Origin of the sequence: Agrobacterium bohemicum, from assembly GCF_002896715.1 — a bacterium.
Lineage (GTDB): Bacteria > Pseudomonadota > Alphaproteobacteria > Rhizobiales > Rhizobiaceae > Agrobacterium > Agrobacterium bohemicum.
The window spans coordinates 313,986-335,388 of record NZ_PGEL01000026.1 but is presented as its reverse complement, the minus strand read 5'-3'; the positions used below and the strand labels follow the sequence as shown (position 1 = coordinate 335,388).

Annotated in this window: 19 protein-coding genes; 7 read left to right on the top strand and 12 right to left on the bottom strand. The window is 58.4% G+C overall.

Annotated elements, in window-relative coordinates:
* Positions 1 to 109 precede the first annotated feature (109 nt).
* From ptsP to CUC55_RS15080, 4 genes are all read left to right on the top strand, one after another.
* A complete protein-coding gene (gene ptsP, locus CUC55_RS15095; RefSeq protein ID WP_103088382.1) occupies positions 110 to 2,377 on the top strand; it encodes a phosphoenolpyruvate--protein phosphotransferase in 2,268 nt (755 codons plus the stop codon).
* Between the two features lie 29 nt (positions 2,378 to 2,406).
* Positions 2,407 to 3,486: a peptide chain release factor 1 gene (gene prfA / locus CUC55_RS15090; protein WP_067647081.1), complete on the top strand. Its 1,080-nt coding sequence runs from the start codon at positions 2,407 to 2,409 to the stop codon at positions 3,484 to 3,486.
* A gap of 38 nt (positions 3,487 to 3,524) precedes the next feature.
* Positions 3,525 to 4,349 (top strand): peptide chain release factor N(5)-glutamine methyltransferase, encoded by an 825-nt coding sequence (prmC, locus tag CUC55_RS15085; protein WP_067647351.1) that lies wholly within the window; start codon positions 3,525 to 3,527, stop codon positions 4,347 to 4,349.
* Between the two features lie 393 nt (positions 4,350 to 4,742).
* Positions 4,743 to 5,690, top strand: a complete 948-nt coding sequence (locus CUC55_RS15080) for a DUF4167 domain-containing protein (protein WP_067647078.1) — start codon at positions 4,743 to 4,745, stop codon at positions 5,688 to 5,690.
* Between the two features lie 687 nt (positions 5,691 to 6,377).
* Here CUC55_RS15080 and CUC55_RS15070 read toward each other — a convergent pair.
* From CUC55_RS15070 to CUC55_RS15045, 6 genes are all read right to left on the bottom strand, one after another.
* Positions 6,378 to 7,223 carry a dipeptide ABC transporter ATP-binding protein gene (locus CUC55_RS15070; RefSeq protein ID WP_067647074.1) on the bottom strand — a complete coding sequence of 282 codons (846 nt, stop codon included), beginning with the start codon at positions 7,221 to 7,223 and terminating at the stop codon, positions 6,378 to 6,380.
* Positions 7,220 to 8,074, bottom strand: a complete 855-nt coding sequence (locus CUC55_RS15065; protein WP_103088381.1) for an ABC transporter ATP-binding protein — start codon at positions 8,072 to 8,074, stop codon at positions 7,220 to 7,222. The genes CUC55_RS15070 and CUC55_RS15065 overlap by 4 nt, the downstream gene beginning before the upstream one ends.
* Position 8,075: 1 nt before the next feature.
* Positions 8,076 to 8,942: an ABC transporter permease subunit gene (locus CUC55_RS15060; RefSeq protein WP_425352855.1), complete on the bottom strand. Its 867-nt coding sequence runs from the start codon at positions 8,940 to 8,942 to the stop codon at positions 8,076 to 8,078.
* Positions 8,943 to 9,009: 67 nt separating this feature from the next.
* A complete protein-coding gene (locus CUC55_RS15055; RefSeq protein ID WP_103088380.1) occupies positions 9,010 to 10,014 on the bottom strand; it encodes an ABC transporter permease subunit in 1,005 nt (334 codons plus the stop codon).
* Positions 10,015 to 10,162: 148 nt separating this feature from the next.
* Complete coding sequence (locus CUC55_RS15050; RefSeq protein ID WP_103088379.1) at positions 10,163 to 11,764, bottom strand: ABC transporter substrate-binding protein; 1,602 nt, start codon at positions 11,762 to 11,764, stop codon at positions 10,163 to 10,165.
* 290 nt (positions 11,765 to 12,054) lie between these two features.
* On the bottom strand, positions 12,055 to 12,741 hold the full coding sequence (locus CUC55_RS15045; protein WP_067647066.1) for a superoxide dismutase: 687 nt from the start codon (positions 12,739 to 12,741) through the stop codon (positions 12,055 to 12,057).
* Between the two features lie 134 nt (positions 12,742 to 12,875).
* Here CUC55_RS15045 and CUC55_RS15040 point away from each other — a divergent pair, with 134 nt between their 5' ends.
* The 3 genes from CUC55_RS15040 to CUC55_RS15030 all read left to right on the top strand — a co-directional run bounded on the left by CUC55_RS15040 (position 12,876) and on the right by CUC55_RS15030 (position 16,306).
* On the top strand, positions 12,876 to 13,949 hold the full coding sequence (locus CUC55_RS15040; protein ID WP_103088433.1) for an NAD(P)-dependent alcohol dehydrogenase: 1,074 nt from the start codon (positions 12,876 to 12,878) through the stop codon (positions 13,947 to 13,949).
* A 97-nt stretch (positions 13,950 to 14,046) separates the two neighbouring features.
* Positions 14,047 to 15,102, top strand: coding sequence for a sugar phosphate isomerase/epimerase family protein (locus CUC55_RS15035; protein ID WP_067647062.1), 1,056 nt, complete (start codon positions 14,047 to 14,049; stop codon positions 15,100 to 15,102).
* 16 nt (positions 15,103 to 15,118) lie between these two features.
* Entirely contained in the window at positions 15,119 to 16,306 is a 1,188-nt protein-coding gene (locus CUC55_RS15030) for a Gfo/Idh/MocA family protein (RefSeq protein WP_103088378.1), read from the top strand.
* A 244-nt stretch (positions 16,307 to 16,550) separates the two neighbouring features.
* On the opposite strand, the gene CUC55_RS15025 is transcribed toward CUC55_RS15030, so the two are convergent.
* From CUC55_RS15025 to CUC55_RS15000, 6 genes are all read right to left on the bottom strand, one after another.
* Positions 16,551 to 16,733, bottom strand: a complete 183-nt coding sequence (locus tag CUC55_RS15025; RefSeq protein ID WP_067647056.1) for a hypothetical protein — start codon at positions 16,731 to 16,733, stop codon at positions 16,551 to 16,553.
* Positions 16,734 to 16,905: 172 nt separating this feature from the next.
* Positions 16,906 to 18,003 carry a pyridoxal-phosphate-dependent aminotransferase family protein gene (locus CUC55_RS15020; protein ID WP_103088377.1) on the bottom strand — a complete coding sequence of 366 codons (1,098 nt, stop codon included), beginning with the start codon at positions 18,001 to 18,003 and terminating at the stop codon, positions 16,906 to 16,908.
* The gene (locus CUC55_RS15015) at positions 17,990 to 18,790 is read right to left on the bottom strand and encodes an ABC transporter ATP-binding protein (protein ID WP_103088376.1); all 801 of its coding nucleotides are present in this window, start codon (positions 18,788 to 18,790) and stop codon (positions 17,990 to 17,992) included. Before CUC55_RS15015 ends, CUC55_RS15020 begins: the two co-directional genes overlap by 14 nt.
* Positions 18,787 to 19,593, bottom strand: a complete 807-nt coding sequence (locus CUC55_RS15010) for an ABC transporter ATP-binding protein (protein ID WP_103088375.1) — start codon at positions 19,591 to 19,593, stop codon at positions 18,787 to 18,789. The genes CUC55_RS15015 and CUC55_RS15010 overlap by 4 nt, the downstream gene beginning before the upstream one ends.
* Positions 19,590 to 20,417 (bottom strand): ABC transporter permease, encoded by an 828-nt coding sequence (locus CUC55_RS15005; RefSeq protein WP_103088374.1) that lies wholly within the window; start codon positions 20,415 to 20,417, stop codon positions 19,590 to 19,592. Before CUC55_RS15005 ends, CUC55_RS15010 begins: the two co-directional genes overlap by 4 nt.
* Entirely contained in the window at positions 20,417 to 21,403 is a 987-nt protein-coding gene (locus CUC55_RS15000; RefSeq protein ID WP_103088373.1) for an ABC transporter permease, read from the bottom strand. Before CUC55_RS15000 ends, CUC55_RS15005 begins: the two co-directional genes overlap by 1 nt.

Below are 21,403 nucleotides of genomic sequence, written 5' to 3'. Positions count from 1 at the left end.
AATCGACTGCGCATCCCTGCCGTCCGGCTTGCTGTGCAGGCTTTGTTTTGGTGGTTCTTCCATGCGGGTCATCTCGCCCCGCATGTGAAGGTGTCAGGGAGCACACGCGATGAGAGACCTATCTGCAGGTCCACGTGTTCTTCTCAAGCGGCTTCGCGAAATGATGGCGGAGCATCTTGAGCCGCAGGAGCGCCTCGACCAGATTGTCCGGCAGATTGCCAGTAACATGGTGGCGGAGGTGTGCTCCGTCTACGTGCTGCGCTCTGACAGCGTACTCGAGCTTTATGCCACCGAAGGACTCAATAAAGACGCAGTCCATCTTGCCCAGTTGAAANTGGGGCAAGGTCTGGTCGGTACCATTGCCGCATCCGCCCAACCGCTCAATCTTTCCGATGCGCAGGCCCACCCCGCTTTCCGCTATCTGCCTGAAACGGGTGAAGAAATTTATCATTCCTTCCTCGGTGTCCCGATTTTGAGATCCGGTCGCACTCTTGGCGTTCTTGTCGTCCAGAACAAGACAAGCCGTACATACCGGGAGGACGAAGTTGAGGCACTCGAAACAACCGCGATGCTCATTGCAGAAATCGTAGCGAGCGGTGAATTGAAAACAATCACCCGTCCCGGCGTGGAACTGGACCTGACAAGGGCCGTGTCCATCAATGGTGATGCCTATGGCGAAGGCCTGGGCCTCGGCCATGTCGTGCTGCATGATCCGCGCATTGTCGTCACCAATCTTCTGAACGAAGATGCCGATACCGAAATCCGGCGTCTCGCAGAAGCGATCGGTTCTCTGCGTCTGTCGATCGATGACATGCTCCAGCGCCGCGATGTTGCCACCGAAGGCGAACACCGCGAGGTTCTGGAAACCTATCGCATGTTCGCCCATGATCAGGGCTGGGTGCGCCGCATGGAGGAGGCCATCCGCAACGGCCTCACCGCAGAAGCGGCGGTCGAAAAGGTCCAGAGCGATACCAAGGCGCGCATGATGCGCCTGACGGACCCCTATCTGCGCGAGCGGATGCATGATTTCGACGATCTGGCCAACCGCCTGTTGCGGCAGTTGATCGGTTATGGCGGTCGCCCGGCAGAGCAGGATTTCCCGGTGGATGCCATCGTTCTGGCCCGCGCCATGGGTGCCGCCGAGTTGCTGGATTATCCACGCGAAAAACTTCGCGGTCTTGTGCTGGAAGACGGTGCGGTCACCAGCCACGTCGTTATCGTTGCCCGCGCCATGGGCATTCCCATAATCGGGCAGGCTGCCGGTATCGTAGCGCTTGCCGAAAATAACGACGCGATTATCATCGACGGCGATGACGGGCAGGTGCATCTGCGCCCNGTCATCGATTTGCAGCGCGCCTATGAGGAAAAGGTGCGTCTGCGTGCCAAGCGTCAGGAGCAGTTCCGGGCGTTGCGCGATGTCGAGCCCGTCACCAAGGACGGTGTGCGCGTCGATCTGAAAATGAACGCTGGACTTCTTGTCGATCTGCCGCAACTGGAAGAATCCGGCGCCGATGGCATCGGCCTGTTCCGCACCGAACTGCAATTCATGATAGCCTCGACCATGCCGAAGGGCGAGGAGCAGGAAGCGTTCTATCGCAGCGTTCTTCGCAACGCCAAGGGTAAGCCTGTCACCTTCCGCACGCTGGATATTGGCGGCGACAAGGTCGTCTCCTATATGCGTGGACAGGAGGAGGAAAATCCGGCCCTCGGCTGGCGCGCCATCCGCCTATCGCTGGATCGTCCCGGTCTGATGCGCACGCAATTGCGTTCTCTGTTGCGCGCGGCCTCCGGCGCAGAATTGCGCGTCATGCTGCCGATGATTACGGAAGTGTCCGAAATCCGAGCCGCGCGTGAGCTGTTGCAAAANGAAGTGCAGCATCTGTCGAAGTTCGGCCATTCCCTGCCGCGCAAACTGCAATTCGGTGCGATGCTGGAAGTGCCGTCGTTGATGTGGCAGCTGGACGAGCTGATGCAGGAGGTTGATTTCGTCTCCGTCGGTTCCAACGATCTGTTCCAGTTCACCATGGCGGTGGATCGCGGCAATGCTCGCGTGTCTGATCGGTTTGACAATCTCGGCAAACCGTTCCTGCGCATTCTGCGCGATATCGTTCGCGCGGGCATTCGCAACAACACGAAGGTGACGTTGTGCGGCGAAATGGCCAGCAAGCCACTATCCGCCATGGCACTGATCGGGCTTGGCTTCCGCTCTGTTTCCATGTCGCCAACTGCCATCGGTCCCGTCAAGGCCATGTTGCTGGGTCTGGATGTCGCGACACTGTCTGAAGCGCTGGAAGCGGCACTAGACGATCAAAAGTCGGTGGAAAGTCCGCGCCAGCTGCTTTTGCGCTTTGCCGCGGCCCATTCTATCCCTATCTGAAAGCCAACAACAATTGGAGTGCGTGACAGGTGGCTAAGCTCCCCGTCGAAAAAATGCGTGAGCTTGAGCGTCGCTTCGGTGAAATCGAAGCGCGCATGGCGGCCGGTCCAGCCGCCGATGTCTATGTGAAGCTGGCATCGGAATATTCCGAGCTTCAACCGGTCGTCAACAAAATCCGCGAATACGAAAAGGCGATAGCCGAAGCTGCCGATCTCGAAGCGTTGCTGGCGGATAAATCCACCGACAAGGACATGCGGGATTTGGCCGAGGCCGAGTTGCCGGAGATATCCGAGCATATCGAAACGCTGGAGAAGGACATGCAAATCCTTCTTCTGCCCAAGGACGCCGCCGACGAGAAAAGCGCGATCCTGGAAATTCGCGCCGGTACCGGCGGTTCGGAAGCCGCTCTTTTCGCGGGCGATCTGTTTCGCATGTATGAGCGTTTCGCCAGCACCAAGGGCTGGAAGGTGGAAATTCTGTCTGCCAGCGAAGGGGAAGCGGGCGGTTACAAGGAAATCATCGCCACCATCACCGGGCGCGGCGTGTTCTCTAAGCTGAAATTCGAATCCGGCGTTCACCGTGTCCAGCGTGTGCCGGATACCGAGGCCAGCGGGCGCATTCACACCTCAGCGGCAACCGTCGCTGTCCTGCCGGAAGCCGAAGAGATCGACATCGAAATTCGCGCCGAAGACATCCGCATCGATACGATGCGCGCATCCGGTGCCGGTGGCCAGCACGTCAATACCACCGACTCTGCGGTTCGCATCACCCATCTACCCACCGGCCTCATCGTCACCAGTTCGGAAAAATCACAGCACCAGAACCGTGCCAAGGCCATGCAGGTTCTTCGTTCGCGCCTTTACGATATCGAGCGCCAGAAGGTGGATGGAGAACGGTCTGCCGAGCGCAAGAGCCAGGTCGGCTCGGGCGACCGGTCCGAGCGCATCCGCACCTATAACTTTCCGCAAGGCCGCATCACCGATCACCGCATCAACCTGACGCTCTACAAGCTGGACCGCATGATAGAAGGCGACATAGACGAGATGGTCGACGCTCTGATAGCCGATTATCAGGCGGGCCAACTGGCTCAACTCGGCGAGCAGTCGTGAACCAGCCGCCGCTGACGGTTGATGCGCTTGCGGCGCAGATGCGCAAGCGTCTGACTGACGCCGGCATGGCCGATCCGCTGACCGACACGCGCCTGCTCATCGGTGAAGTCATCGGCTTTTCGCTGACGGATTTCGTGCTGAATGGAGCCCGCCCGGTCAGTGAAGAAGAGATGGCGCAGATCGAGGCCATGATTGCGCGACGCGAACATGGCGAACCGGTACATCGCATTCTCGGCCATCGCGAATTCTATGGTCTCGATTTCATGTTGTCTCGGGGCACATTGGAGCCGAGGCCAGACACCGAAGTGCTGGTGGATGCGCTGCTGCCACACGTAAAACGCATCATCGCCAAAACCGGCGCTGCGCGTATTCTCGACATGGGTACTGGCACCGGAGCTATCTGTCTGGCGCTTCTCCAGCAATGTCCTGAAGCCACAGGCGTCGGCAGCGATATTTCAACGGATGCGCTGGAAACGGCGCGCAAAAATGCGCAACGTCATGGGCTCGATACCAGGTTCGAAGCGGTTGAAAGCCACTGGTTTGCGCAGATTTCCGGCCGTTTTGACATAATCGTGTCGAATCCGCCTTATATAAAAACCGCAGTCATCGAAACGCTTGATCGCGACGTGCGCAAATTCGACCCGATGCAAGCTCTCGACGGCGGTAAGGATGGCCTTTCTCCCTATCGCTCGATTGCTGAAAAAGCGGTGGATTTCCTCAACGAAGACGGCGTTATCGGCGTTGAAATCGGATACGATCAAAAGGTGGATGTGGCGGCTATATTCGCAAGCAACGCCTATGGCTGTATCGAAGCAATCAGGGATTATGGCGGGAATGACCGCGCTATGATCTTTCGCAAATAGACCGGACCGATCTGATATGTGTTTNGTTCAAGGTTATTTTGCAAAGCAAAAGAAAAGGCTTGGATTTCCACGGGAAGCGGGCTAGTTTGCGGCCACATGCCGGGTGGCTGAGGGTGGATTTTAGATTCGCCGTGGTAAAGATCAGTCCCGACGCGGGTCCTTTTTGAGGTCCCTGTAAGGCTGGGCGTTCCCGGTGTGTGACTCAGTAAACTTTCTTCGCAGGCGGCTTGATGCAGCATTTGCGCATCCGGGCGATATACGCGACGCCTTGTCCTTGGGGTCATGGCGCGCGATTGGGGGCAGTTTCGGAAANCAGGGCAATGGTCCCATGATTCCGCCATTGCATCGAAACAATGAAAATTATCAGCAAANCAGAATTCAGGTGAGCAATTGATGAGGCCAGGACAGCAGCAAAACAAGCGCGGCCGGGGGCGTGGTAGCAACAACAATAACAATGGCGGCGGTGGTGGCAGCGGAAACAACAACAACTTCAACCGCAAGGGCGGCAATCCGCTCACCAGAAGTTATGACAGCTCCGGCCCGGACGTTAAAGTACGCGGCACAGCCCAGCATATAGCCGAAAAATATTTGACGCTGGCTCGCGATTCTCAAAGCTCTGGCGACCGCGTCATGGCTGAAAACTACCTGCAGCACGCTGAACATTATAACCGTATCATCTTGTCCGCTCAGGCGCAGATGCAGGAACGCTTCCAGCGCGATGAACGCGGCGAGTTCCAGCAGGACCGCGATGGCGACGATATCGATGGCGATGACAACGATGATGGCATGGGCTCTGCATCTTCCATGCATGATCACCAGGATCAGCGCTCGCAGCGCAATGATCAGGCTCAACGCAATGATCAGCCTCAGCGTAACGAGCAGCCAGAGCGCCAGGAACGGTCCGAGCGTCAGGAACGCCCTGAGCGTGCCGAACGTCAGGATCGACCAGAGCGTCAGGATCGCCCGGAACGTCAGGACAGAAACGAGCGCCGTGACCGTCGCGAACGTCCTGCCCGTCAGGAACGTCAGCCTCGCGAAGGCGATGATGAGAACGCGGTCGCTGTTGTTGCTGCCCCTGTTCCAGCTCCTGTGAGCGCGCCTGTCTACGACGCAAGCTCTGCACCGCAGCCAGTCATCGAAGGCACGCCCAAGGAAGTTGCCGTGGAAGAAGAAGCGCAGGGAGCGACTGCTCCTACCGAGCGCGCTCCACGCCGTCCCCGCAGCACCAGCCCACGCCCACGTCGCCCGCGTCGCGTCGCTGGCAGCGAAGATGGCGAAGCAGCAGCAACGGAAGGTGCAGAAGGCGGCGATGCCTCCACTCTCGAAAACGCTGCGGAATAACGCAGACGCTTTCGTCAGATATGAATTGAGAAAACTCCGGTTCGCCGGAGTTTTTTNGTTTTTGGCCTGCTTTGCAAAACTCGAATGGTCGTGCGTCTTCCCGTCAGGATCAAAGGCGATTGGCTCGGCCGTACTCTCATATGCCCTTCGCCAATCGTCTTTACCCTGCTTTTGCCTTGGATGCACTTTTCCGTTCACGCGGTGCCTGAGCGCCCGTGGCTTGCCGTCTTGTTCAACCCGGAGAGTGCCACGCAAATGCGGAAGGTCTCTGGTATGGTTTTAGTCTGTGGTTGGCCGCATTTGCGTGGCTTTTGGTACAAGGCTCGGGACAGGTCGTTCAAGAACCTGTCCGTCACCCAAGGTTACTTCGAGGAAACCATGTGAGCTTGCCTTTNCGAAGCCGTTCAAGGTCTTCGAAACACGGCGCATCGCACATCGTTTCACCGTGAGGCAACACTGATATCTGCCCGCACGTTACAGCCAGCCATCAGCGCACCTGCCTCCATTTGCCCGCATGTCTCGCGATACATGTGTGCAATGGACGCGAGACTATTGTGCGCGCAGTTTTGCAGCCGTGGAGAAAACTTTTTTGAGGGTTTNGTCGATTATTTNATAAGGCGTTGATTCGTCTCGGAAGTTTTTGAAATTGCCATGCGCCCGAGAGGACGCATGGCACTCAAAAGCTTCTTATCCAGCCTTCGCCAGAGCCTTGGCGGCTACGCGCGCGCGGATGGAATCGACATCCGCCTTGGGTGTCGCTGCAAACAGCGAACGCGTGTAGGAATGCTGCGGGTTGGAGAAGACCTCCTCCCGCGTGCCGTATTCCACCGCTTCACCGAAATACATCACCATGACTTCGTCTGCGATATATTTCACCACGGATAGATCGTGGGAAATGAAGACGTAGGTGAGGCCGAACTCGTCCTGAAGGTCGGACAGCAGGTTCAGCACCTGTGCCTGCACCGAAAGGTCGAGTGCCGAGACAGGCTCGTCCAGCACCAGCAGCTTCGGGTTCAACATCAGTGCACGCGCAATGGCGATACGCTGGCGCTGACCGCCGGAGAACATGTGCGGGTAACGGTTATAGTGTTCCGGTCCCAGACCGACGCGCACCAGCATGTCGTTGGCTTTTTCACGACGTTCGGCTGCGGACAGCTTGGTGTTGATCAGCAGCGGTTCGCCCAGGACATCACCGATCTTCTGACGTGGGTTGAGCGAGCCGTAAGGGTTCTGAAAAACGATCTGCACCTTCTGGCGCATTTCGGATGTCAGGTGACCGGGGCGTGTATCGACCTTTTGGCCGTCGATCAGAAGATCGCCGGATGTCGGTTCATCGATGAAGGTCAGCATGCGGGCGAGCGTGGACTTGCCGCAACCGCTTTCGCCGACGATGGCCAGCGTCTTGCCAGTTTCGAGCGAGAAAGACACGCCCTTGACCGCATGAATGGTCTTGGCCTTTTTCATGAAGCCGCCGGGAAGATGATAATCACGCTTCATGTTGCGGATTTCGAGCATGGTTTTGGTGTCGGTCATGCCGGTTCTCCCGCAGCTGCTGGTGTGCCATCGAAGAATTGCGACACGGTGGTCAGGCGATCACCCGTCGCATTTTCAGGAAGCGCTGCCAGAAGTGCCTTGGTGTAATTGCTCTTTGGGTTTNCAAACAGGGAGAGCACGTCGGCTTCCTCCATTTTCTTGCCCTTGTATTGCACGATCACCCGGTCCGCAGTTTCAGCCACAACACCCATATCGTGGGTGATCATGATGAGACCCATGCCGGTTTCTGCCTGAAGCTTCATCAGCAGATCGAGGATCTGCTTCTGGATCGTCACGTCGAGCGCGGTCGTCGGTTCGTCGGCAATCAGAAGTTTCGGATTGCAGGCAATAGCGATGGCGATCATCACGCGCTGGCACTGGCCACCCGACATCTGGTGGGGGAAGTGCTTCAGGCGCTCTTCCGGGTCCGGCAGGCCGACAAGCTTGAACAACTCGATGGCGCGGGCGTGACGTGTCGATTTATCCATGCCCATATGGATGCGCAGGACTTCCTCGAGCTGGAAGCCGACCGTGAAGCACGGATTGAGGCTTGCGACCGGTTCCTGGAAGATCATGGCGATATCCTTGCCGATCAGCTTACGGCGCTCGGACGCGCTGAGCTTCTGGATATCCTTGCCCTGAAACAGCATGCGATCAGCGGTGATGCGGGCTGTCCAAGGCAGAAGGCCCATGACTGCCAGCATCGAGACCGATTTGCCAGAGCCGGACTCTCCGACGATGGCCAGAACTTCCCGCTGTTCAACGGAGACGGAAACGCCGTCCACGGCGCGGAACCAGCCGCTTGCCGTTTCGAATTCGACGGTGAGATTATCGATTTGCAGAAGTGCCATATCAGGACCTCTTCAGTTTCGGGTCAAGGGCATCGCGCAGACCGTCGCCCATCAGGTTGATGGCGAGAACGGTGATGAGGATGGCAAGACCGGGGAAGGTGACTACCCACCAGGCGCGCAGAATGAACTCACGCGCTTCGGCCAGCATGGTGCCCCATTCAGGTGCAGGTGGCTGTGCGCCCATGCCGAGGAAGCCGAGTGCTGCGGCATCGAGAATGGCATTGGAGAAGGACAGCGTGGCCTGAACGATGAGCGGAGCCGTGCAGTTGGGGAGGATGGTCTTGAACATCAGACGCATAGGTCCGGCACCGGCCAGACGCGAGGCGGTGACGTAATCCTTGCTCTTTTCGGCCATGACGGCAGCGCGCGTCAGTCGCACGAAGTGCGGCTGCAAGACCAGCGCAATCGCGATCATACCGTTGGTCAGGCTAGGGCCGAGGATGGCGACCAGCACCAGTGCCAGAAGCAGCGACGGGAAAGCCAGAATGATGTCCATGAGACGCATGATCATCGTATCGAGCCAGCCGCGGTAATAACCGGCGATGACGCCGATCAGAATGCCCGTCGTCAGCGAAAGCGTGGTGACGAAAACGCCGATGAAGAGCGAATATTGCGCGCCGTAAATCAGGCGGGACAGAATATCGCGACCAACCGGGTCTGTTCCCAGTAGGTAGGAGCTGTTGCCACCTTCCATCCAGAAGGGCGGAAGCAGGACGACATCACGATACTGCTGGAACGGTGAATGTGGTGCGATGACAGGCGCAAAGACAGCGACGATCACCAGTGCGATGAAANCATAGAGACCGATGACGGCGCCCTTGTTTTCGGAGAAGTAGAACCAGAATTCCTTCAGCATCTGCTTGCGCATGGCGGAAGAGGAAACCGGCTCGGCTGTTTTTGTAATGGCGGTATCGGCCATGAAACGATCCTCTTCTTTAATGCCGGATGCGCGGATTGATGAGGCCATACAGGAGGTCAACGATGAGGTTGACGACCATGATGATGCCCGCAATCAGCAGGAGACCCCCCTGAATGACAGGGTAATCGCGGCGGAAGACGGAATCGACCATCCATTTGCCGATGCCCGGCCATGAGAAGATCGTTTCGGTGAGGATGGCACCGGCCAGCATGACGCCGACCTGAAGACCAATGGTGGTGATGACAGGGATCATCGCATTGCGCAGCGCATGGATGCCGATGACGCGGAAAGGTGCAAGACCCTTGGCGCGGGCGGTGCGAACGTAATCTTCCGACAGCACTTCCAGCATGGCGGACCGTGTCTGGCGCGCAATGACGGCCAGCGGAATGGTGGCCAGCACGATGGACGGCAGGATGAGATGGCTGAGCGCCGAAGAAAACGCGCCTTTTTGACCTGACAGTAGCGAGTCGATCAGCATGAAGCCGGTGACGGGCGGGAAGTAGAACATCAGCGAGATGCGGCCCGATACCGGTGTCCATTGCAGGATGCCGGAAANCAGGATGATGAGCAGCAGTCCCCACCAGAAGATCGGCATGGAGTAACCTACGAGTGCAACGCCCATCAGGCCTTGATCGAAGGCCGATCCGCGCTTGATGGCGGCGATGATGCCCGCTGGAATGCCGATGGCGATGGCGATGAGCATGGCGCAGAAGGACAATTCCACGGTTGCGGGAAACAGTGCCTTGAACTGCGTGAGGATAGGCGTCTTGGACACGATGGACGTGCCAAAATCACCCGTGACGATGCCCTTGAGGTAATCCAGATACTGGATGATCATGGGTCGGTCCATGCCGAGAGCCGCACTGATCTGTGCATGCCGCTCCGGCGACATCACGCGCTCACCGGACAGGAGGGCGACCGGATCTCCCGGCAACAGCCGGATGAACAGGAACGCGATAATAGAAACCCCGATGAAGGTCGGGATGAGCACGGCGATACGCCGCACGAGAAAGCCAATCATGAAAAACCTTCGATCTGTTCCGCCTGGAACCTATGCGCTGGCAGTAGCGACCTTTTCGGTCTGCTTCTTTGTTGTTTAGAGATGCTTCAGAACGCAAGTGCCGCGCGCCTTGAGACAAGACACGCGGCATTTTCAGATGCGTCGAATGTTACTCGGCGATATCAACGTTCTCGAACGTGAAGTCACCCAGCGGGCTCTGGACGAAACCAGTGACTTCCTTGCGCATCGGAACGACGGACAAGGAGTGGTCGATGGTGGCCCAAGGTGCCTGCTTCTTGAAGACGACCTGTGCTTCTTCGTAGAGTTTGGTGCGTTCTGCCTGATCGGTGGTGATCTTGGCTTTCTTCACCAGTGCATCAAAGTCCTTGTCGCACCACTGAGCACGGTTGTTGCCGCCAACGGCATCGCAACCCAGCAGCGTGTCAAGGAAGTTGTCCGGATCACCATTGTCACCAGTCCAGCCGAGGAACACGGCGCCGTCACGGTCCTTTGCCTTCGAACGGTCGAGATATTCGGCCCATTCGTAGGAAACGATCTCGACCTTCACGCCGATCTTGGCGAAATCACTCTGGATGACTTCGGCAGCGCGGCGCGCGTTGAGCATGTATGGACGCGAAACCGGCATCGCCCAGACCTTCATCGAAAGGTCCTTGACGCCTGCGTCTGTCAGCATCTTCTTGGCTGCTTCCAGATCGTAAGTGTCGTCTTCGACCTTGTCGTTGTAGGACCACATTGTCGGTGGCAGTGGGTTCTTGGCAGGTGTTGCCATGCCCTGGAACACGGCGTCAACGATGGCCTTCTTGTTGATGGCCTTGTTGAGCGCCTTGCGGACTTCCGGCTTGTCGAAAGGAGCCTGTGTCGTGTTGTAGGCGAGGTAGGCAACGTTGAGGCCTTCCTGTTCCATAACCGTCAGGGTTGGGTCTTTCTTCATGGACGCAACGTCGGCAGCGTTCGGGTAAGGCATCAGGTGGCATTCGCCAGCCTTCAGCTTCTGGAAGCGAACGGCAGCATCGGTGGTGATGGCGAAGACCAGATCGTCGATCTTTGGCGCGCNGCCCCAATATTCCTTGTTGGCCTTGAAGCGGATGACGGCATCCTGCTGGTAGGCGACAAAGGCGAATGGACCGGTGCCGACCGGCATCTGGTTCAACTGGGCCTGCTTGCCTTCAGCGGCCAGCTTGTCCGTGTATTCCTTCGAGATGATCGAAGCAAATGGCATGGCCAGGTTGGCAAGGAACGGCGCTTCAGGGCGGTTCAGGGTGAACTTGACCGTCATGTCGTCGACTTTTTCGACAGACTTGATCAGCTTGGGGAAGCCCATGCCTTCAGCATATTCCCAGGACGTGCCAGGTACATACTGGTGCCAAGGGTTATCGGTCTTGATCTGGCGGTCGATCGACAGAATGACGTCGTCTGCGTTGAGATCACGCGTTGGCGTGAAGAATTCTGTGGTCTGGAACTTGACGCCCTTGCGGAGCTTGAACGTGTAGACCGTGCCGTTTTCCGACACTTCCCAGCTTTCTGCGAGACCGGCAACCGGCTTTGTGGTGCCGGGTTCGAATTCCAGAAGGCGGCTGTAAACGGTGTGGGCCGAGGCATCGAATGTGGTGCCAGCTGTGTAAAGGCCCGGATCGAAACCTTCCGGCGAACCTTCCGAGCAATATACGAATGTCTTTGCGCTTGCAGCGGCAGGTGCAAAGCACGTCGCCGAAAGCAAGGCTGCAGCGATTAGGCCAAGTCTGTATCTCATCAAAGAGCTCCCAATTTTTGTATCCGGCTCGCTTATTCTGCGACTACCGATGCAACGTGGTTATAAGAAACTTTGCACATACTCAAGCGGGCATGCGGCGCCAATTCAGAGGTTTTNGATCAAAAGTTCAACTTCTTGCGATTTTGATACTAATTTAGGCGAGGGGATTAGAATTTTTGTTTNGAANTGGTAAAAAGCTCGATGTTTTTCTTCCCGAAGGCCTGTTAGCAAAGAAGGCGCCCCGATGGATCGGGACGCCTTCCAAATACAAACAGTTTTTATTGTTACACTCAAGCCATCTTTTCGCCGACAATTCGCCAGTTGATGAGGTTCTCCAGCACGACTTTGATGTGCTCTGGCTTGCGGTTTTCGTAATCGACGTAATAGGCGTGTTCCCAAATATCGATGCCGAGATAGGCAGGACGGCCTACGGCGACCGGATTGTTGCCGTCCTCATATCCCACAAGGGCAAGCTTGTTCTGGTCATCACGCGTCAGCCAGACCCAGCCCGTGCCGAACACTTCATCCGAGGTGGCAACTGCCTTTTCGATGAATTTGCTGTAGTCACCAAAGGCCGCGTTGATTTCGTCTGCCGCTTTGCCTTCCGGGCGCTTCGGACCGCCGGGGGTGAACTGCTCCCAGTAGGCGACGTGGTTCCAGGCCTGTGCCGCGTTGTTGAAAATCTTCTTGTCGGCTGTCTTTCCAGCAGATGCCTTGACGATATCCTCAAGCTCCATATCGGCGTAAGGCGTGCCCTTGGCCAGCGTGTTCAGCTTGTCGAAATAGGCCTTGTGGTGTTTGCCGTAATGCAGGGAAACCGTTTTGGCTGAGATGTGTGGGGCAAGAGCGTCTTCCGCAAAAGGCAGGGCGGGCTGTTTCAAAGGAAGTGCCGCCTTTGCAATTGAGGGCGCGGAAAGCGTCGCAGCGGCCGCCGTTGCTGCAGTGGCGGCCATGACGGCGCGTCTGGTCATTAACATGTCTCATTCTCCCGGTTGGTGTCCAAGCAGAGCAAACCGGTTGGGGCTGGAAAAGTTTCTTTTCGACCTTGCTTATTGATGCCGTTCCCGGTTTTGTTACCGCAAATGTACCGTTGATGGTCGAGGAGGACCGCATGCAGTCGCAAGGAATATCAGGAACGGGCGAGGAGCGATCGCTTGTTCTGGAAGAGTTGGGCAAACTGTCGCTGCGTCCGTTTCCGCTGGATGAGCAGGTTGGCCCGCATGATGTGCGTATTGCCATCCACACCGTCGGCATTTGCGGCAGCGACGTGCATTATTACACCCACGGTGCCATCGGTAATTTNGTTGTTCGCGAGCCGATGATTTTGGGACATGAGGCTTCCGGTACGGTGACAGAGGTCGGTTCCGGCGTGACGAACCTCTCTGTCGGCGATCGTGTGTGCATGGAGCCGGGTATCCCGGACCCGATCAGCCGCGCAAGCCGCATCGGCCATTACAACCTGGACCCCGCCGTGCGTTTCTGGGCCACGCCGCCCATTCACGGCGTACTGCGTGCATCGGTCGTGCACCCGGCGGCCTATACGTTCAAGCTGCCTGATAATGTATCCTTTGCTGCGGGCGCTATGGTGGAGCCATTGGCGGTGGGCGTGCAGGCGGCGACGCAAGCCAAGGTCAAGCCAGGCGACATAGCGGTCGTTATCGGTGCTGGTCCCATTGGTCTCGTCACCGTCCTGGCCGCGCTTGCTGCCGGTTGCGCAAGGGTCATCGTGTCGGATGTCGATCCGGTGAAGCTGAATATGGCGCGTTCGCTTGGACCCGTCGAAACCGTAAACGTCCGAGAGCAGAATTTGGCCGAGCAGGTGCTGAATTCCACGGCTGGCTGGGGTGCGGATGTGATTTTCGAATGCTCCGGCGCGGAAGCCGCGATTACCCGCGTGTTCGAACCGCTGCGGCCAGCGGGAACGGTGGTTTTTGTCGGCATGCNGACCAAGCTGGTTGCCTATGATGTGGTTGCGGCACAAATCCGTGAAGCCCGTGTCGAGCACGTCTTCCGTTACGCCAATGTCTTTGGTCGTTGCGTGGATATGCTGGCATCGGGTGCCATCGATGTCGCGCCGCTGATCACCCGCACCTTCGATTTCGAAGACAGCATCAAAGCGTTCGATCTCGCCGCTTCTGCCCCCGCTGGCGAAGTGAAGATGCAAATTATCATGCCGGGTGGATGATTGAGGGTTGCACGAAATTTATCAGCGGTTAGCTTGAACGCCGTTGACGGGCGGAGGTCATAACCGTTCAACTGTATCGATGCAGGAGGAGAAATTCATGAAGACGATCAAAGGACCGGGGCTTTTTCTCGGTCAGTTCGCAGGCGATGCCGCACCGTTCAATATGTGGGACAGCATTACCAAGTGGGCGGCTGAAAAGGGTTATCTCGGCGTGCAGGTGCCAACCTGGGCCGGACAGTTGATCGACCTGAAAAAGGCAGCCGAATCCAAGGACTATTGCGACGAATTTGCCGGTGTCGCACGCCAGAACGGCGTCGAGGTCACTGAGCTTTCCACCCATCTGCAAGGCCAACTGGTGGCGGTACACCCGGCCTATGACGAAGCTTTCGATGGTTTTGCCGCACCTGAAGTGCGTGGCAACCCCAAGGCGCGTCAGGAATGGGCCGTCGAACAGGTCAAGCTTGCGCTAAAGGCATCGCGCAATCTCGGCATCAACGCCCATGCGACATTTTCCGGCGCGCTGGCTTGGCCGTTCATTTATCCCTGGCCGCAGCGTCCTGCCGGTCTGGTGGAGGCCGCGTTTGACGAGCTTGCCAAGCGCTGGACGCCGATCCTCGATTACGCCGATGAGCAGGGCGTCGATGTCTGCTACGAAATTCACCCCGGCGAAGACCTGCATGATGGCGTGACCTTCGAGATGTTCCTGGAGCGCGTGAAGAACCACAAACGGGCCAACATGCTCTACGATCCCTCGCACTACGTGCTGCAGTGCCTGGATTATCTCGACAATATCGATATCTACAAAGACCGTATCAAGATGTTCCACGTCAAGGATGCCGAGTTCAACCCGACCGGACGCCAGGGCGTTTATGGCGGCTATCAGGGTTGGGTCGAGCGGGCTGGACGCTTCCGGTCGCTGGGCGACGGGCAGGTGGATTTCGGCGCCGTATTCTCGAAAATGGCCGCCAATGATTTCGATGGCTGGGCCGTGGTCGAATGGGAATGCGCGCTGAAGCATCCTGAGGACGGTGCTGCCGAAGGCTCCGAATTCGTCAAGGCGCATATCATTCGCGTTACTGAAAAAGCCTTCGACGACTTCGCGTCGTCAGGCACCGATGACGCCGCCAACCGCCGCATGCTCGGCCTTTCATAAAATCCGAGGAGATAAAATGACGATCGAAGGAAAAACGACCGACAAGGCCAATGCGCGCATTCGCCTCGGCATGGTAGGCGGCGGCTCCGGCGCGTTCATCGGTGGCGTGCATCGTATGGCAGCGCGGCTGGACAACCGGTTTGAGCTGGTTGCAGGGGCGCTGTCCTCGACACCGGAGAAGTCCAAGGCTTCAGGTCTGGAACTGGGTCTGGATGAAGACCGCTGCTATGGCTCGTTCGAGGAGATGGCGGAAAAGGAAGCGTCACGGCCCGATGGTATTCAGGCCGTGTCCATCGTCACGCCCAACCATGTGCACTATCCTGCGGCGAAGGCTTTTCTGGAGCGCGGCATCCACGTCATCTGCGACAAGCCGCTGACCTCCAATCTGGAGGATGCCAAGAAGCTGAAAGCGGTTGCCGATAAGGCCGATGCGCTTTTCGTGCTGACCCATAACTACACCGGTTACCCCATGGCGCGCCATGCGCGTGAACTGGTGGAAACCGGTGCGCTGGGCGATATCCGTCTGGTGCAGATGGAATATCCGCAGGACTGGCTGGCGGAACCTGTCGAGCAGACGGGTGCCAAGCAGGCTGTATGGCGCACGGACCCGGCGCAATCTGGTGCAGGCGGATCGACCGGCGATATCGGCACGCACGCCTACAATCTCGGCTGCTTCATCTCCGGTCTTGAGGCCGATGAACTGGCTGCGGATGTGCATACTTTCGTGGAAGGTCGTCGTCTCGACGACAACGCCCATGTCATGCTGCGCTTCAAGGCCAAGGACGGCAAGATGCCTGCCAAGGGCTTGTTGTGGTGCAGCCAGGTGGCTGTGGGCAACGAAAACGGCCTGAAGGTGCGCATCTATGGCAGTAAAGCTGGCATCGAATGGACGCAGGCTGACCCGAACTATCTGTGGTTCACCAAGCTGGGCGAACCCAAACAGCTTATCACTCGTGGCGGTGCAGGCGCAGGAGCGGCTGCTGCCCGCGTCAGCCGTATTCCATCCGGCCATCCGGAAGGCTACCTAGAAGCCTTCGCGACGATCTACACCGAAGCGGCCAATGCGATTGAGGCACGCCGAANTGATACGGCACTGGATGGCGCGGTGGTGTACCCTACCATCGATGACGGCGTGAAGGGTGTCGCCTTTGTCGAGGCCTGCATTGCTTCATCGAAGCAGAATGGCGGATGGGTGAAGCTGTGATCTCGACGTGAGGGTGGTGGGTCACATAAGCATCACGAGCTGCCGGGTTTGGCTTACCCCCNTCTGCCCTGCCGGGCATCTCCCCCTCAGGTGGGGAGATCGACTTGCGGTGAGCCCTCGCCCAACTCTACCGTCGCGGATAGAGTGGTACTCGTGCTCCTAGCCAATCTCCCTCCTTGTGGGGGAGATGCCCGGCAGGGCAGAGGGGGGTACGCCACACCCTCTACCCTCACTATGAAGCGTCCTAAATCACCGGGTACAGCGACCAGAAGAACAGTTCGTGTTCCTGATCACGGTCGTGCTGCTCGGAATCATCCTTATTTCTGGGTTCCGAGTTCACGCCGCTTTCGCGTTTCAGTTTTTGTTCCTGCGCCTTGCGACCGAGACCGAACAGGTCGAAGGAAAGCATATTGAAGCCAGCTACCATTTNGTCCCTCTTTGTCACAATATTTAACGAGACGTAAATATTCGCGCGTTGCCACGATTTCGTCAAGATTGCCGAGGGAATTTGTCTGTTAGCGATGTGGATGAGTTTGAGAGATTCATTTCCAAGAGCAGCTAATATGCGGCACTTTTTTCCGCGGCCATAAACTGCCGACTTATCGTCGATAAGTCGCTATGGCGGTTTTCAACGCTGTATCGAGGTCGTTTGCATGTCCATGAACCTCCAGTGCTTGCGAAAATGCGGTGAGGTTTGCCAGCACCGCTTCTTCGGTTGCGCGTTGGCCGGTATGGTTGAGACGAACCAGCCGTTCGGTGCCAGGGCCGACGCCGGCCGTCATGTCAGCACCGGCAATATTGCGGCGTGACAGGAATGTCTTTCGGTCCATGTGTGGCGGAAGGACGACGGTGGTGACGAGGGCGGATGCGACCGGGTCCGGCACCCATAGCTGCGCACCCAGTGCCAGAAGCCCGGAGCGTGTCGCCTGTTTCGCCAGTTCGTGGCGCTGTTGCATCTCACTCATTCCCTCCGCCTCGACCCTGTCGAGTGCCGCTTGCAACGCGAAGAATTCAAGCGGGGCTGGTGTGACGGGCAGGGAATGGCGACCCAGATCGAGCCATTGTTCTTTCTGATCTAGCAGGGAGAGCATCGATATGCGCGGTGCTTTGGCATGCTGCAACAGGGTCCAGGCTGCTGGGCTAACGGAAATAGCAGAAAGCCCCGCTGTTCCCGCCAGTGCTTTTTGCGGCCCGATGACGGCGATATCGATACCCAGACCGTCCACGTCAAGGGCATGACCGCCGACGGAGGCGACCGCATCGACAATGGTGAGAATGCCGCGTTCTCTGGCAAGGGCTGCGATTTCCTCCAGCGGGTTGAGAATGCCGCTTGCCGATTCCGCGTGGACGAGAGACAGGATGTCAATATCAGGGTGATGCTCAAGCTCGGCTTTGACGGCCTCCAGCGTCACCGGTTGCGCAGGCGCGGCGGTGAGATTGACGACATCCGCGCCACCTTCTGCCAGCCAGTTTCCAAACCATGTTCCATAGGGGCTGCTGACGATGTTGAGCGCTTTAAGGCCGGGATGCGCAAGACTGGTTGCCACGGCTTCCAGCGCCAGAACCGCCTCGGCCTGGATCAGCAGTACATCGTTTCTCGTGCCCATGAGCGCGCCCAGCCGGTCTGCCAGAACGGCATAATTTTCTGCCGGAANGGATGGGATATCGAGCAGATGGCTCCAGTCACGGTTGGGCATGGTCGGGTCCCCTGTGGTTGCGCAGCGTCTGCGTTGCCGCGATCAGACGCTGCGCTGTCTCAGATTGCGGAGCGGAAACGATGCGTTGCGTTTCGCCATATTCAACGATGCTGCCTGCTTCCATGATGGCCACCCGGTGGCAAACAGCACGGATGACGGCGATATCGTGCGAGACGAACAGGCAGGCAAGGCCGGTTTGCCTTTGAATGGAAACGATGAGGTCGAGAACCTTTGCGCGCACGGAAACATCGAGCGCCGATACCGCTTCATCCATCACCAGAAGCGCTGGCCGAGTGCTGAGCGCGCGAGCGATTGCCACCCGCTGGCGCTGGCCGCCGGAGAGCTCCAGCACGGGGCGGCTGGCGACATCGCCGGGCAGACCGACACGCTCCAGTAATCTCGCAATCTCCGCAGGGCGATCCTTCGGTGGCGTGATGTGATGGATGCGCAGCGGCTCATTGATCACGGTTCCGACCGTGGAGCGCGGGTTGAAGGCGGCGTGGGTATCCTGAAACACCATCTGCATGTGTCGCCTTGCGTGGCGAAGCGGTGGGCCGGAAAGAGCCAGCCAGTTCTGGTCTTGAAAGCGAATGCTGCCCGCGTCGGGTTCGATCAACCGCATGACGAGACGGGCGAGCGATGATTTGCCACAGCCGGAAGGCCCTGCCAGCCCCAGCGTTTCACCTTGGGCAAGGGAGAAGGAGACATCGCGCACGGCGTGAGTCAAACGGCCCTGCGTGGTGTACGTTTTGGATAATCCTTCAATGGACAGAAGCTGAGGCATCACGGCACGCTCTCTATCAGTCGCGGCGTGGAGAGATCGAGATGGGCGGCGATCAAGCTTTTCGTATAGGCGTGGGCGGGGTTTGACAGGACATTGGTGGCCTTGCCGGCTTCGACCAACTGGCCGGATTTCAGAACCACAATATCGTCGGCCAGCGATGAGGCCAATGCGATGTCATGGGTGATGAAGACAAGCGTCATGCCGCTTTCCCTCACCAGACCGTCGAGAAGGCTGGTTATGGCAGCCTGCGTGATGGTGTCGAGCGCGCTTGTGGCTTCATCGGCGATGAGGATGTTCGGACGAGCCGAGATGGCGCACGCGATGGCGACACGCTGGCGCTGGCCACCGGAAAGCTGGTGCGAATAGGCTTTCAGCAGTGCGGAAGGATGCGGCAACTGCACCTGCTCCAAGAGATCGCGGGCATGGGAGAGCGCTTCTTTCCACGAAAGTCCGAGGTGGCGAACGGCGCCTTCTGCGACCTGTTCGCCAAGGGTGAGAACCGGGTTGAGGCTTGCGCCGGGGTCCTGGAAGACATAGCCGATATCGCGTCCGGAGCGGGGGAAAGTCGTATCGGTTTGCACCTCCGCGCCCGCGTTCCAAACAACGGTGCCGGACGTTGCGGCATTGGCTGGCAAGAGACCGGCCAACCGCCGCGCAAGGGTGCTTTTGCCAGAGCCGCTTTCGCCGATGATGGCGAGGGAACGATGGCGCGCGAGCGACAGGGATATGGTGTCGAGCGCAGGGTGGGCTGCACCGGCATAGGTGACAGAGAGGTTTNCGATGCGGCAGAGTGGTGGCTGGCTCATCGCTTCACCTCTGCCGCCAATGCCTTGTTGATGCCTTCGCCCAGCAGGTAAACGCCGAGAACCGTGACCACCAATCCGATACCGGGGATAATCGAAAGAAACGGCGAGGAGCGCAGCACATTGCGGCCTTCTGCTATCATCGACCCCNAAGTGACGACATTGGGATCTCCAAGGCCGAGAAATGAGAGGGCCGCTTCGGTGAGAATGGCACCTGCGACGATGATGGCGGCCAGTGCGATGACGGGGGCCAGCGCGTTGGGCAAAATCTGGCGGAAGGCGATTTCCAGTGGATGCATGCCGATGGCGCGGGCGGAGGCGACGTAATCGCGCTCGCGGATGGACAGAACCTGCGCCCGCGTCAGCCGCGCGGGATCAACCCACGCACCCAGCGCGATGGCGAGAATGACGACCGGGATAGACGCGCCGATTGTGCTGACGAAAGCCAGCGCCAGTAGAAAGCTCGGCACGATCTGAAAGGCATCGGTGACGCGCATCAGGGCTTCATCGATCAGACCGCCTGCAAAACCGGCGAGCGTTCCCATGACGGCGCCGATGAAAAGAGCCGCCGCTGCTGCACTGATGCCCACAGCCAGAGAGACGCGTGCACCATGTAAGAGGCAGGCCAGCACATCTCGGCCGAGACTGTCCGTGCCAAATGGCAGCGCCGGGTTGGTGAAGGGCGCGATGAGTGGCGCACCGACAATCGAGAGCGGGTCTTTTGGGAATAGGAACGGGGCGGAGATGCCGGCTGCGGCGATAGTCAGGAGAACCAGAAAGCCGATGAGCCCTTCCGGGCTGCGGAAANTATGATGGAGAATACGCATCACCCTGCCTCTTGCGCGCCGATGCGCGGATCAAGGAGGGCGTAGAGCAGATCGACGGTGAGGTTGACGAGGATGACGAAAATCGCGCTCGTCAGAATGATGCCCATCAGCAATGGCGTATCGCGCCCGCTGACCGCTTCCTGCGCCAGTCTGCCGAAACCGGGCACGGCAAAANCGCTTTCGATGACGACGCTGCCGCCCAGCATGGCTGCCGACTGCAAACCAAGAACGGTGATCAGCGAGAGGGCCGCATTGCGCGCAACATGACGCCACACGATGCGGCCGTGTGACAGGCCTTTGGAACGAGCGAAGGTGACGAAATCCATCCGCCAGATATCGGCCATGGCGCTGCGCATGACGCGCAGGAACAGGGCAAGGTAAATCAGACCGAGACTGGCGACCGGCAGGACGAGGTGCCGAGCGATATCCACCGCACGCGCCACCCCTTCCTTGCCGGATGCTATTGTCTCGATGCCAGAGGTTGGCAGCCAACGCAGTTTGACGGAAAAGGCGATGACCAGCACCAGTCCCAGCCAGAAACCGGGCATGGCGTAGAGCGCCAGAGACACCGTCGACAGCGCCCGGTCTTGCAAGCTGCCGGGCTTGGCACCGGCGACGATGCCCAGTGCCGAGCCGACCGCGAAGGAAAGGGCGGTGGCGCTGCCCATCAACAACAGGGTGTTGGGCAGGCGTTCAACGATGAGTGAAAGGACCGGCCGGTCGAATGCAACGGACCATCCGAGATCCAGCCGAGCGATGGATGAGACATAAAGCCACAGCCGTGCAAGCATGGACTGGTCCAATCCATATTGCCCGCGCAATGTTTCTCTCAAGGCCGCATCGCCGCCGCCGATAGAGACAAGATAAGCATCGACGGAATCGCCAGACGCATTTTCGAGCAGCAGGAACGTCAGCAGAAGCACGATGATGAGCACCGGAATGGCGCTGAACAACCTGCGACGTAAAATTCGTGCTGCCCGTTTCAA